This window comes from Streptomyces sp. NPDC051569 (assembly GCF_044454085.1).
GTDB lineage: Bacteria > Actinomycetota > Actinomycetes > Streptomycetales > Streptomycetaceae > Streptomyces.
The window spans coordinates 74,726-87,310 of the sequence record NZ_JBITDJ010000009.1 but is presented as its reverse complement, the minus strand read 5'-3'; the positions used below and the strand labels follow the sequence as shown (position 1 = coordinate 87,310).

The following is a 12,585-nucleotide window of genomic DNA, read 5'->3' as shown; positions in this document are numbered from 1 at the left end:
CTTTTCCGAGCATCACTGTCCCTTTCCCGGCGTCACTTGGTGAGGGTGAGGGTGTCGATGTCGAACAGGGATCCGGCGCCGCCGGTGAAGGAGAGGAACAGCTGTCCGGAAGAGGCGGTGCCGGTCAGAGCGGTGGAGACGGTCGTGAAGGTCTCCCAGCCGCCGGTGGGCTGGACGGCGACGGAGCCCAGCAGGGCGCCGGTCGCGGATCCGGAGCGGATCTGGATGGTGCCGCCGGCCCCGGCCGACGAGACCTTCGCGCTGAAGGTCTTCGTTCCGGCGGTGGGGACCTGGGAGTAACCGGCCCAGTCGCCGTTCTCGATGTAGCCGAGCGTCTTGCCGCCGCTCGCCGCGGCGTGATCGGCGGCCTGGACGCCGCCGGTGGAGGTGAACGACTCACCCTCCACCGTCTGGCTCGTGCCCCCGCCGCCGGTGGCGAACGTGAAGGCGTCGAGGTCGTAGAGGTTGCCCTGACCCGTCGGGCCCTTGAAGACGAGGAACAGCTCCGTCGTCCCGGCCGGCGCGTTGCTCAGATTGGCCGAGACATCGGTGAACGTCTCCCAGTTCCCGGTCACCGGAACGGTGGCCGTGCCGAGCAGGGTGCCGGTCGCCGAGCCCGCGCGGACCTCCAGGGTGCCGCCGGGACCGGCCGAGGAGACCCTGGCCGTGATCTTGTTGGCGTTGCCCAGGGCGTACGGCTTGAAGGAGATCCAGTCGCCGTTGTCGGTGAAACCGACGGTGTTGCCGCCCTCGGCGGTGCCGTGGGCCGCGACCTGGATGCCGGACTGGGCGGAGAAGTGCTCGGCCTGCCGGTGGCGCGGCTGGAGGATACGGGCGCTGTGGGTGGTCAGCCCGGCGCCGTCGGTGTACTCGGCGTCGAAGACGCCGTAGATGTTGGCGGCGCTGTCGTGCTCACCGTCGGTCGGTACGGCGATGCTGCCGCTGCAACCGTTCTTCGAGGTGATCTGGTGACGGTGGCTGTCATGGCCGAGCAGGTAGGTGACCTTGACCTTGGCGCAGTCGATGGCGCCGTCCTCGGGGTCGCTGACGGTCACCGCGAAGGGCACGGTGTCGCCGAACGAGAACAGCTCGCCGTCCTTGGGGGTCGTCAGATCGACGGTGGGCGCGGTGTTGCCGGCCGTGACGACCAGGCTGGCGCTGCCGGTCAGTCCGTCCGGGTCCCTGACGGTGAGCGTCGGCCGGAAGGTGCCCTTGGCGCTGTACGTGTGCGACGGGTTGGCCTGGGTGGAGGTGCCGCCGTCGCCGAAGTCCCACGCGTAGGTGAGTGCCTTGCCCTCGGGGTCGGAGCTGCCCTGCGAGGAGAAGGTGACGGTGAGCGGGACCGGTCCTGAGTACTTGTCGGCGGCGGCCACCGCGATCGGGTTTCGGTTGGTGCCGGCGAGGTACTCGATGCGGTAGAGCGCCTGGTTGTTGGCGCCGGTGCCGTAGTCGAGGACGTACAGCGCGCCGTCGGGGCCGAAGGCGGTGTCCATGACCTGGGTGCCGGTCCAGGGGAAGGCGTCGATGGTGCCGGGGCTGCCGTCGGCCTTGACCTCGATGGCCTTGATCCACTGACGGCCGTACTCGCCGGCGAAGAAGCGGCCGTCGAGGGACTGGGGGAATTTGACGGCCGAGTTCAGATTCGGGTCGTAGTGGTAGACGGGTCCGCCCATCGGCGACTCGGAGCCACCGCCGAACTCGGGGGGAGACCCGGCGTCGCCGGCGTACCTGATCCAGGCGGGCTTGACCGCGGGCAGGGTGGCCAGTCCGGTGTTGCGGAAGGAGTTGTTGGCCGGGCCCGAGCCGCAGTTGTACTTACCGGCGGAGGGGCCGTTCGGGAAGGTGTACTCGCCGTACGTCTCCGTCGCGGTGTTCGTGCCGGTGCAGTACGGCCAGCCGTAGTTGCCCGCCGAGGTGATGCGGTTGAACTCGACCTGGCCGCTGGGGCCCCGGGTGGCGTCGGTGACGCCGGCGTCGGGACCGTAGTCGCCGAGGTAGACGATGCCGGTGGCCTTGTCGACGGCCATCCGGAACGGGTTGCGGAAGCCCATCGCGTAGATCTCGGGACGGGTTCTGGCCGTGCCCGGAGCGAAGAGGTTCCCGGTCGGGATGGTGTAGCCGCCGGCGGCGGTGGGCTTGATCCGCAGGACCTTGCCCCGCAGGTCGTTGGTGTTGCCTGAGGTGCGCTGGGCGTCGAACTGCGGGTTGCGGTCCGTCCGTTCGTCGAGCGGGGAGTAGCCGCTCGACTCGAACGGGTTCGTGTCGTCGCCGGTGGTCAGGTAGAGATTGCCCTGGGCGTCGAAGTCGATGTCACCGCCGACGTGGCAGCACTGGCCCCGGTCGTTCGCCACTTCGAGGACGACCTTCTCGCTGGCCATGTCCAGCGTGCCGTCCGTCTTCAGGGTGAAGCGGGAGAGGTTGAGGTGCCCCTTGAACGGTTCGAAGGCCGCGTCGTTGCCGCTGACGGGGGCGTCGCCGTCGGGGGTGGTCAGGCGGGGCGAGTAGTACAGGTAGAGGTAGCGGTTCGTGGCGAAGCCGGGGTCGGCCGCCACACCCTGCAGACCTTCCTCGTCGTGCGTGTAGACGTTGAGCTTGCCGGCCGTCTTGGTATTGCCGGCGGCGTCCGTGAGCCGGACCGTGCCGTCCCGGGCGGTGTGGACGACCGCGCGGTCGGGGAGGACCGCGAGAGACATCGCCTCGCCCAGTTCGGCTGATCCGAGGGCGAGTTGCACCTGCTGGTAGTCGGCGGCCGGGATGGCCGCCGGGGCGGCGCCGGCCGTGGGGCCGACGATGGCGCCGCCGGTCACGACCAGCGCCAGCGCGGTGAACCATCTCAACCACGGCCGTCTGTGTCGTGCTCCTGACAGACCTGACAGTCCTGACATGAATCTTCCTTCCCTGATCCTGCGCGGGGGGCGACCCGGACATGGGTGCGCGCCGAGGCGCGCTGCCATGCCACTGGGGGAAGAGCCTGCTCCCCGGGTGATGTCCCGTCACCCGGGGAGCAGCCGAACCGATCCGATGGAGAACTTTCGATGCGGCATCAAGATATGTGCAGAAACTCGCGAGATTTTTGCATGTTGGCAACGCGCTCGTAATTTGTCAAGGGCGTGTCAAAATTGCCGTCGCCGCCCTCCGACCCGTGCATGGGCCACCGATGTCGGCCCTGGTGAGACGGCGGACGGCGGGTCAGCGGCTATTGCGATCGCACACGGAGTAAAGGCGGTCGGGGGCGGCCGAAAACCGGATCGCGAAGGGGCCCTCGGCCGGCCCCGGCCCGGACGGTCGTCCGCGCGACCGGCCGGGCCGGGGCGGTCGGCGGCGTCTCGCCTCGCGTCCCGCCGGGGGAAGGCGTCCGCCGCGCGGGCGCGCTCGCGCGGCGCGGGGGCCGGCGCTGCCGGTACTTCCGGCCGCTTCAGCCGAGACGGGGGCCGGGCCTGGTCGCCAGTACGCCGCCGTCGACGACGAGCGTCGTGCCATGGACGTACGCCGACTCGTCACCGGCCAGATAGACCGCCGCGTGGGCGATGTCCTCGACGCTGCCCGCGTGGCCCGCCGGTGACGCCTCGACCATCCGGTGCTTGAAGTCGGCGCCCGGCGCGGTGGGGTCGGAGAGGATGACTCCGGGGGCGATGGCGTTGACCCGGACGCCCCGGCTCCCGAACTCGGACGCCCAGCCGCGCGTCAGCTGTTCGAGCATCGCCTTGCTCGCCGAATAGAGCGCTCCGCCGATGAATCCCACCTGGGCGACCCAGGAGCCCATGTTGATGATGACGCCGCTCCCCCGGTCGAGCATCGACGGCAGGAGCGCCTGGGTCAGAAAGAGCGGGCCCCGGACGTTGACGTCCATGACCTGTTCGTACGTCGCCTCGTCCAGGTCAAGGGTCGGGGTCCCGGGATAGATGCCGGCGTTGTTGACGAGGATGTCCACGCGGCCGTCGGCGAGGTCGAGCGCGGCGCCCGCGAGCGCCTGGGCGTCCCGCGCCGTGGTGAGGTCGGCCGCGGCGAAATCGGCGCGTCCGCCCGCGTCCCGGATCGCGGAGACGACGGCGTGTCCTCGGTCGGCGTCGCGGCCGCTCACGAGGACATACGCGCCTTCGGCGGCCAGCCGGGTCGCGATGGCCCGGCCGATTCCGCTGGTGGAGCCGGTGACGAGTGCTGTCCTGCCGTCGAGTTTGCCCATGCCGGTGAAGCCTTCTCCCATGGGGCCGGTGACCACGCGGTAGCGCCGCGAGGCCCGCTACCGCTGGGTGGCGGCCAGACGTGTATTGCGCCGGACCGAGGACCAGAAGGACCAGCCGATCAGGACGACGCCGACGAGGCCGGTGATGATCTCGCTGATCTCGTACTGGATCGTCACGATCAGGATCGCGGCGAGCGCGCCGATGGCGTAGTGCGCACCATGCTCCAGGTAGACGTAGTCGTCAAGGGTCCCCTGCCGGACGAGGTAGACCGTGAGCGACCTGACGTACATGGCGCCGATGCCGAGGCCGAGAACCATCAGCACGATGTCGTTGGTGATGGCGAAGGCGCCGATGACACCGTCGAACGAGAACGACGCGTCGATGACCTCAAGATAGAGAAACATGAAGAACGCGGCCTTGCCGGTCACGGCGGCCGCCGAGGCACTCCTGCCGACGGTCCCCGCCACGCGTTTCTCCCGCGCCGCCTCGCCGGCCTCCTCCTCACGTTCCTCGTCCTCTTCGAGACGGTCCTCGAAGAAGCTGGAGAGCCCGCCGACGATCAGGTACGTGATGAGCCCGGCGACCCCGGCGGTCAGCACCGTCTGGGTCTTGTCGGCGTGCGCGCCGCCGTGCTGGTGCGCGGTCGCACCCACCGTCATGGACGCGACGAGTAGGACGACGAGCGCGATGCAGACCGAGAGCATGTCGACCTTGCCGAGCTTGGCCAGCGGCCGCTCGAGCCAGGTCTGCCACGTGATGTCCCGCTCCTCGAACATGAAGTTGAGGAAGATCATCAGCAGGAAGGTGCCACCGAAGGCGGCGATCGACGGGTGCGCGTCGGTCACCAGCTGCTGATATCGGTCCTTGTCGTCCAACGCCAGCTGGACCGCCTTGACGGGGCTGATCTTCGCGCTGATGGCGACGATGACGACGGGGAACACCAGCCGCATGCCGAACACCGCGATGAGGATGCCGACGGTCAGGAAGATCGTCTGCCAGAAACTGCTCATCTTCTTGAGGATTCCGGCATTGATCACCGCGTTGTCGAAGGACAACGAGACCTCGAGGACGGCCAGGATCGCGACGACCCCCAGGGCCGCCCATCCGTCGTAGATCCCGCCGGCGGCGAGGCCGAGCGCCGTGACGAGGAACGCCCACCCGAACGTCTTCAGAATCACTGGCTACCCATCTTCTCGGTCTTCCGTGCTGTGCGCGTTTCGCGTGTTTCGCCTGCTGCGGGTGTGCCTCGGGTCGATCCGTACGGGCAACCGACCGCAGGGGCGTACGCGGGCCCACCCGCGCTCACCCGGTGGGGTTGAACCTGTCCGGGTCCGGGCCGATCCGCTCGTCGCGATTCAGGGCCGTGATGTCCGCCATGTCGCTCTCGGTCAGTTCGAAGTCGAACAGGGCGAAGTTCTCCTCGACCCGCTCGCGGGTGACGGACTTCGGGAAGACGACGTCGCCGCGCTGCACATGCCAGCGCAGCGTCACCTGGGCGGCCGACCGGCCGAGCCGTCCGGCGATCCGGGTGATGACGGGATCGCCGAGCACCTTGCCCTGGGCGATCGGCGACCACGCCTCCGTGACGATCTCGTGCTCGACGCCGAAGGCCCGTACCGCCTCCTGGGTCAGATACGGGTGCGCCTCGATCTGATTGACCGCCGGCACGATCACGGCACTCTGCAGCAGGCGCCGCAGATGGTGCGGCTGGAAGTTGGAGACCCCGATCGCCTTCACGCGCCCGGAGCGGTACATCTCCTCCAGGGCCTGCCAGGTCTCCACGAAGTCCCCTACGGCGGGCAGGGGCCAGTGGATGAGGAAGAGGTCCAGGTAACCGAGGTCCAGGTCCTCCATCGTCCGGTCGAACGCCCGCAGCGCGGCTTCGGGAGCGTGGGCGCCGTTGTTCAGCTTGCTGGTCACGAAGACCTCGCTCCGGTCGAGCCCGGAGTCGCGGACACCCTGTCCCACCTCCTTCTCGTTGCGGTACATCTCGGCGGTGTCGATGTGCCGGTAACCGGTCTCCAGGGCCATGAGGGTCGCTTCCCGGGTGTCCTCCGGGGCGATCTGGAAGGTCCCGAAGCCGAGCTGAGGGATCTCGACACCGTTGTTGAGGGTGATGCCGGGCACTGCGGGCATGGGAAAACCTCGATCCGATGGGGTCGGCCATATCCGTCCAGAAGATCACCTCTCCGACTTCGCTGTCACGAAACGCGCGGTGATTGGCGAGCGGTCTTTCGGGATACCCGGGAGCCATGGCAGGTCGACGACGGCGGGAGCCCGTGGATGCCGGCTCCTACCCGGCGCGGCGCCGCCGTGTCCGCGTCCGGCCATCGACGGCAGCCCGGCCGATGTGGCCGGGATCGAGGAAGGGTCATACCGATGACGAAGAAACCCGGGACAGGCGGGCCGACGCCCACGCCCACGCCCGAGGAAGCACGGGAGCAAGCGGACCGAACACACGAGCGGCTCGACGAGACGATCGAGGTCCCCACCGCCGGGACGGACGTCAGGGGCCGGGTCCAGGAGAAGGCGGCTGAGGTGGGCGGCCGGATCGGGGACAGGACGGCGGTCATCAGGATTCAGGCCGAGGACAAGGCCGCCTACGCCAGGGACCGGCTGCAGGACACGGCCGGCCAGGCGAAGGAAAGGATCCAGGACACGGCGGGCCAGGCGAAGGGCCGGATCCAGGACACGGCGGCGCGGACCGTGCGGCTCGTCCAGGAGAAGACCCCGGAGTCCTGGCGTGGGAGGACCGGACAGGTCGCGAACGCCGCGCGCCGCAACGCGGGCCCGCTCATCGCCGGAGCCGTCGTGTTCCTCGTCGTGGCGGTGCGGCTGGGCCGCGGGCGCCGCTGACCGTCACGCCCCCGGAGTACAGGAGCGAGGAGCGGGCCGGCGGCTGTCCCGCTCCTCGCTCCCGCCCTTCCCGGAAGCACGGACGGCTGTCAGACTCCTTCCGTGCCCGACTTCGACATGCTTGTCATCGGATCAGGACCGGGCGGCCAGAAGGCCGCCATCGCCGCGGCCAAGCTCGGCCGCCGGGTCGCCGTCGTCGACCGCCCCGACATGGTCGGGGGTGTCTCCATCCACACCGGAACCGTCCCCTCCAAGACGCTGCGCGAGGCGGTCCTCTACCTCACAGGGCTCGCCCAGCGGGATCTGTACGGCCAGAGCTACCGGCTCAAGGAAGAGATCACCGTCGCGGACCTGACGGCCCGTACGCAGCATGTGGTCGGCCTCGAAGTCGACGTCGTACGAGCCCAGCTCGCCAGGAACCAGGTCACGCTGCTCGCGGGCACGGGACGGTTCATGGACGACCGCACCGTCGCCGTACGGGACGCCTCGGGCCAGGACAGGCTGCTCACCGCCGACCACATCGTGATAGCCACCGGCACGCGTCCCGCGCGCCCGGCGAGCGTCGAGTTCGACGACCGTACGGTCATGGACTCCGACAGCGTCCTGAACATGGAGAAGGTGCCCCGCTCCATGGTGATCGTGGGGGCCGGGGTGATCGGCATGGAGTACGCCTCGATGTTCGCCGCCCTCGGCAGCAGGATCACCGTGGTCGAACAGCGCGACGGGATGCTGGACTTCTGCGATGTCGAGGTGATCGAGGCGCTCAAGTACCGCCTGCGGGACCTGGCCGTGACGTTCCGCTTCGGGGAGACGGTCGCGGCGGTCGAGCGGCACGCGCAGGGCACGCTCACGATTCTGGAGAGCGGCAAGAAGATCGCCGCCGACGCCGTGATGTACTCCGCCGGGCGTCAGGGGCTGACCGACGAACTCGATCTCGGCAGGGCGGGCCTCGCCGCCGACCGGCGCGGCCGGATCTCGGTGGACGAGCATTACCGTACGGCGGTGCCGCACATCTACGCCGTCGGTGACGTCATCGGTTTCCCGGCGCTGGCCGCGACGTCGATGGAGCAGGGGCGCGCGGCGGCTTACCACGCCTGCGACGAACCGGTGAACGCGATGCACCACCTGCAGCCGATCGGCATCTACACCATCCCGGAGATCAGCTTCATCGGCCGGACCGAGGACCAGCTGACGGAGGACCGGGTGCCGTTCGAGGTCGGTGTCTCCCGGTACCGGGAGCTCGCGCGCGGCCAGATCGTCGGTGACGCGCACGGCATGCTGAAACTGCTGGTGTCCCCGGAGGACCGGCGGCTGCTCGGGGTGCACTGCTTCGGCTCGGGCGCGACGGAGCTGATCCATATCGGTCAGGCCGTGATGGGCTGCGGCGGTACCGTCGACTACCTGGTGGACGCGGTGTTCAACTACCCGACGCTGGCGGAGTCGTACAAGGTGGCCGCCCTCGACGTGACGAACAAGATCCGTCAGATCGACCGGATGGAGCGCTGAGCGGACGCTGGGCGGACACACGCGTTCGCGGGCGGGTCCTGAACGGGCGGGGTCGCTGGAGGGGGCCCGGAAGAGGCGCCCGGTGCTTGAACAGGCGGTCGGGCGCCGTCCGGCCGATGATGGAAGCCTCGGGGAAGCGACACGCAGAGGTTGGGCCATGGCTGTGTGGCACGTGCGGGACTTCGCCCCGGACGATCTCGAAGCAGTGGTGCGACTCGATGGTGAGAGCCCCACCACCGACCGGCCCGCCGTCTTCCGCCTCTCCGAGGTGGTCGCCGCGCTCCAGGCACAGCATCCCTGCGTCGTCGCGACGGCCGACGGTCATCTCGTGGGCGCCGCTGCGGGGCGGGTGGACGGCGACCGCGCCTGGGTGCTCAGGATCGGCCTGCATCCGGCCTGGCGGAATCTGGGCCTCGGCACCGCGCTGCTCTCCGCCCTGGAGCAGCGGCTGCGGGGCGCCGGGGCCAGGACCGTGGCGGCGGTCCTGCCCGAGGAGGAGACGGGGGCCACCGCGCTGGGCAACTCCGGGTTCCGTCCGCAGCGGGGGCTGACATACTTCGAGAAGGCGCGGTCCGTGACGGCCCAGGATTCCGCGGTCCTCTCCTCGCTCGGTGCGACGGTGCCCGCAGCTGGTCTCTGGGGGCAGCTGACCGGTATGGCCGACGAGAAGCAGCTCATCGAACGCCGTCTGGTGCTGCCCCTCGCCAACCCCGAGCTGGCGGCCGAGCACGGTGTCGAACCGCCTCAGGCCGTCGTGCTGTTCGGGCCCCCCGGGACCGGCAAGAGCACGTTCGCCACGGCGGTGGCCGGCCGGCTCGGCTGGCCCTTCGTGGAGCTGTTCCCGTCCCGGCTCGCGCTGGAGGACGGGCTGGCGAACGGGCTCAGCCGGCGCTTCGAGGAGATCGCGCAACTCGATCACGTGCTCGTCTTCATCGACGAGGTCGAAGAAGTCGCCGGCGCCCGCAACCTCGCCGATCCCGCGTCCGTCGGTGTGGTCAACGAACTCCTCAAAGCCATCGTGCGGTTCCGCGACCGCGACGGCAGACTCCTGATCTGTGCCACCAATACCGTCGCCGCCCTCGACCCGGCGTTCCTGCGGCACGGCCGCTTCGACTACGTCCTGCCCGTCGGCCCGCCCGACCACGAGGCCCGGACCGCCCTGTGGGCCAGCTACACCGCCAAGACGGGGGCGGAAGCTGCCATCACCGTGCTCGCGGACGCCAGCGAGGGATTCACCCCGGCCGACATCAAGCAGGCCGCGCGCGCTGTCGCCCAGGCCACCTTCGAACGCACCCTCGACAGCGGGGAGCGGGCGCGGCCCACCACCGGCGACTACCTGCACACCATCCGCCACACCCGCCCCACCGTCACCCACGACATGGCCCTGGAATTCGCCGACCACACCATCCGCTACGGGCGTACCTGAGACGCGGCCTCGCCGCCATGACGGCGATCCGCCGACCGGGCCGGCGCCGCCCGATCGTACGCGTCCCTCACAGCCGGCCCGCCTCGACGATCCGCCGCAGGAACTGTCGCGTACGGTCCGCCGCCGGGTCCCCGAACACCTGCTGGGGGGTGCCCCGTTCCAGCACCACGCCACCGTCCAGGAAGCAGACCTGATCCGCGACCTCGCGGGCGAAGCCCATCTCGTGGGTGGCCAGCACCATCGTCATCCCCTCGTCCTTGAGATCCCGTACGACCGACAGGACCTCGCCGACCAGTTCGGGGTCGAGCGCCGCCGTGATCTCGTCGAGGAGCAGCAGGCGCGGGCGTACCGCGAGGGCCCGTACGATCGCGGCGCGCTGCTGCTGGCCGCCGCTGAGCCGGTCCGGGTACTCCCCGGCCTTGTCGGCGAGGCCGAGCCGGGCCAGCAGTTCGCGGGCCCGCGCCTCCGCCTCCTCGCGCGGGAGGCCGAGGACCCGGCGCGGCGCCAGCGTGATGTTCCCCAGGACCGTCATGTGCGGGAAGAGGTTGTACGACTGGAACACGACGCCGATCCGGCGGCGCACGGCGTCGGGGTCCGCCCGGGGGTCGGTGATCTCCTCGCCGTCGAGGAAGATCGCCCCGTCGTCGATCTCCTCCAGCAGGTTGGCGCAGCGCAGCAGCGTCGACTTGCCTGAGCCCGAGGCTCCGATCAGCGCCGTCACGGTGTGCGGGGCGACATCGAGGCTGACGTCCCGCAGGACGACCCGGTCCCGTCCGAAGGTCTTGCGTACGGACTCCAGGCGCAGCACGGGCGGCTCGGCGGCGGTCATACGGTTCCTCCTTGCGCGCGCCTGCGGTCCATCCGGGCCGTGACCCAGTCCGTGAAGCGGGTCATGGGGATCGTCAGCGCGACGAAGACGAGGCCCGCGATGACGTACGGCGTGTAGTTGAAGTACTTTCCGGCGATGATCTGGGCCGCGTAGACGGCGTCGATGGCACCGGCGATGGAGACGAGACCGGTGTCCTTCTGGAGCGACACCAGGTCGTTGAGGAGCGGGGGCACCACGCGCCGTACCGCCTGCGGAAGGACGACGTACCGCAGTGTCGCGGCGCTGGACAGCCCCAGGGAGCGGGCCGCCGCGCGCTGCGAGGGGTGTACGGATTCGATGCCGGCCCGGAAGACCTCGGCGACGTACGCGGAGTAGGTCAGGACGAGCGCCGTGCCGCCGAGCAGCACGGGGTCCGTGGTGACGCCCTGGAGCCGCAGCGCGGGCACCCCGAAGACCACCATCAGGAGGCAGATGATCAGGGGCAGCCCGCGGAAGAAGTCGGTGTACGCGGTGGCGAGGGCGCGCAGCGGGAAGAGCACCGGACCGCGCAGGGTGCGGGCCACGGCCAGCAGGAGGCCGAGGACGAGGACGCACGCGCCGCAGATCACCAGCAGCCGCAGGTTGAGCAGCAGGCCGTCGAGGACCTGGGGCAGCGCCATGCGGGCGTACTCGGGGCTGAGGAACGTCTCGCGGGTGCGCTGCCAGCCGGGTGAGCCGGTGATGACGAGGAAGAGGACGGCGCCGGTCACCAGCGTGGAGAGCGCGGCGACGGCGGTGGCGCGGCGGGCGCGGGAGCGCCGGTAGCGCTCCCGCTCGATCCTGCGCGACGACGGCGTGTAGGTGTCGTGCTTCCCGTCGGTCCCCTCCTCCTGGTGGAGGGCGTCCTCGGTCACTTGAGCACCGGAGCGTCCACGGCCTCGGACAGCCACCGCTTCTCCAGGGCGGCGAGCGTGCCGTCCGCGCGCAGTGTGTCGACGGCCTGGGTGACGCAGGGCGTGAGTGAGCTTCCCTTGTCGAGGACCAGCCCGAACTGCTCCTGCGCACCTGCGGAGTCGGCGAACTGGCCGACGACCTTCGCGTCCGGCACCTCGGCGGACGTGATGTAGAAGGCGGTGGGCAGATCGACGATGATCGCGTCGACCTGGCCGTTGCGCAGCGCCGACTTGGCGAAGTCGTTCTTCTGGAAGACGGCGGGCTGGTGGGACGGCTTGACGATCTCGTTGATCGTGTCGAGGCTGGTGGTGCCGACCTGGGCGCCGAGCTTGGCCTCCTTGAGGTCGGCGGCGGTCCTGGCCCGGGCGTACGGGGAGTTCTTCAGGGCGACGACGGCCTGGCGCACGTCGTAGTAGCCGGAGGAGAAATCGACGGCCTGCTTGCGCTCGTCGCTGATGGAGATCTGGTTGAGGTCGAAGTCGAAGTGCTTCTCGCCCGGCGCGAACGCGTTGTTGAACGGGACGGTCTGCCAGACGACCTGGTCCTTCTCGTAGCCGAGCGCCTTGGCGACGGCGTAGGCGACGGCGGACTCGAAGCCCTTGGCGCTCGCCGGATCGTCGTCCTGGAACCACGGCGCGTAGGCCGGTTTGTCCGTCCCGATCGTCAGCTTCCCCGTCGTCTCGGTGGCCTGCTCGCCCGGGTCGCAGGTCGGCGCGGGCGCGGCGCCTGACGACGGGTCGGAGGACGAGGGGCCGGAGGACGACGACGTCTCCTGGGGCGCGCAGCCGGTGGCCGCGACGGCGGCGATGGCGATCAGGGCGGGAACAAGGCTTCGGACGCTGAGGTGCATG

10 protein-coding genes are annotated in these 12,585 nt (G+C 69.9%); 3 read left to right on the top strand and 7 right to left on the bottom strand.

Annotation, left to right across the window (positions count from 1 at the left end; genetic code table 11):
- Positions 1–32 precede the first annotated feature (32 nt).
- The 4 genes from ACIBAE_RS16130 to ACIBAE_RS16115 all read right to left on the bottom strand — a co-directional run bounded on the left by ACIBAE_RS16130 (position 33) and on the right by ACIBAE_RS16115 (position 6,320).
- Entirely contained in the window at positions 33–2,885 is a 2,853-nt protein-coding gene (locus ACIBAE_RS16130) for a carbohydrate-binding protein (protein WP_399285455.1), read from the bottom strand.
- 530 nt (positions 2,886–3,415) lie between these two features.
- On the bottom strand, positions 3,416–4,183 hold the full coding sequence (locus ACIBAE_RS16125) for an SDR family NAD(P)-dependent oxidoreductase (RefSeq protein ID WP_399285454.1): 768 nt from the start codon (positions 4,181–4,183) through the stop codon (positions 3,416–3,418).
- Between the two features lie 57 nt (positions 4,184–4,240).
- The gene (locus ACIBAE_RS16120; RefSeq protein ID WP_399285453.1) at positions 4,241–5,362 is read right to left on the bottom strand and encodes a DUF475 domain-containing protein; all 1,122 of its coding nucleotides are present in this window, start codon (positions 5,360–5,362) and stop codon (positions 4,241–4,243) included.
- Between the two features lie 124 nt (positions 5,363–5,486).
- Complete coding sequence (locus ACIBAE_RS16115) at positions 5,487–6,320, bottom strand: aldo/keto reductase (RefSeq protein WP_399285452.1); 834 nt, start codon at positions 6,318–6,320, stop codon at positions 5,487–5,489.
- A gap of 243 nt (positions 6,321–6,563) precedes the next feature.
- Between ACIBAE_RS16115 and ACIBAE_RS16110 the strand changes: the two genes are divergently transcribed.
- The 3 genes from ACIBAE_RS16110 (at position 6,564) to ACIBAE_RS16100 (ending at position 9,972) form a co-directional block, all read left to right on the top strand.
- Entirely contained in the window at positions 6,564–7,040 is a 477-nt protein-coding gene (locus ACIBAE_RS16110) for a hypothetical protein (RefSeq protein ID WP_399285451.1), read from the top strand.
- Between the two features lie 102 nt (positions 7,041–7,142).
- Positions 7,143–8,546, top strand: coding sequence for a Si-specific NAD(P)(+) transhydrogenase (gene sthA / locus ACIBAE_RS16105; protein ID WP_399285450.1), 1,404 nt, complete (start codon positions 7,143–7,145; stop codon positions 8,544–8,546).
- Between the two features lie 157 nt (positions 8,547–8,703).
- Entirely contained in the window at positions 8,704–9,972 is a 1,269-nt protein-coding gene (locus ACIBAE_RS16100) for an ATP-binding protein (RefSeq protein WP_399285449.1), read from the top strand.
- Between the two features lie 67 nt (positions 9,973–10,039).
- On the opposite strand, the gene ACIBAE_RS16095 is transcribed toward ACIBAE_RS16100, so the two are convergent.
- Genes ACIBAE_RS16095 through ACIBAE_RS16085 form a run of 3 tightly spaced genes read right to left on the bottom strand, consistent with a single transcriptional unit; the run spans position 10,040 to position 12,584 of the window.
- Positions 10,040–10,801 (bottom strand): amino acid ABC transporter ATP-binding protein, encoded by a 762-nt coding sequence (locus ACIBAE_RS16095; RefSeq protein ID WP_399285448.1) that lies wholly within the window; start codon positions 10,799–10,801, stop codon positions 10,040–10,042.
- On the bottom strand, positions 10,798–11,694 hold the full coding sequence (locus ACIBAE_RS16090; protein ID WP_399285447.1) for an amino acid ABC transporter permease: 897 nt from the start codon (positions 11,692–11,694) through the stop codon (positions 10,798–10,800). Before ACIBAE_RS16090 ends, ACIBAE_RS16095 begins: the two co-directional genes overlap by 4 nt.
- Positions 11,691–12,584 carry an ABC transporter substrate-binding protein gene (locus tag ACIBAE_RS16085; RefSeq protein ID WP_399285446.1) on the bottom strand — a complete coding sequence of 298 codons (894 nt, stop codon included), beginning with the start codon at positions 12,582–12,584 and terminating at the stop codon, positions 11,691–11,693. The genes ACIBAE_RS16090 and ACIBAE_RS16085 overlap by 4 nt, the downstream gene beginning before the upstream one ends.
- Position 12,585 lies beyond the last annotated feature (1 nt).